Here is a 377-nt window from a genome sequence, read left to right as displayed (position 1 = left end):
TCGGTGCCGACTTCGCGGGCGACCCGGGTGACCTCGTCGGCGAAGGAGGAGAGCTGGTCGACCATGGTGTTGACGGTCGACTTGAGTTCGAGGATCTCGCCGCGTGCGTCGACGGTGATTTTCTGGGACAGGTCGCCCTTGGCGACCGCGGTGGTGACCGAGGCGATGTTGCGGACCTGGCTGGTGAGGTTGGAGGCCATCGAGTTGACGTTGTCGGTGAGGTCGCGCCAGGTGCCGGAGACGCCCTTGACCTGTGCCTGGCCGCCGAGTTTGCCTTCGGTGCCGACTTCGCGGGCGACCCGGGTGACCTCGTCGGCGAAGGAGGAGAGCTGGTCGACCATGGTGTTGACGGTCGACTTGAGTTCGAGGATCTCGCC

At 65.8% G+C, this 377-nt stretch carries 1 protein-coding gene; it reads right to left on the bottom strand.

Going from position 1 to position 377, the window contains the following annotated elements; translation table 11 throughout:
- The coding region (locus ACFHW1_RS28895) for a HAMP domain-containing protein (RefSeq protein ID WP_416616755.1) at positions 1–377 on the bottom strand (377 nt) is incomplete at both ends.

The sequence above is a fragment of the Micromonospora sp. LOL_014 genome, assembly GCF_048060245.1.
Taxonomy (GTDB): domain Bacteria; phylum Actinomycetota; class Actinomycetes; order Mycobacteriales; family Micromonosporaceae; genus Micromonospora_E.
This window is presented reverse-complemented; position numbering and strand designations above follow the sequence as displayed.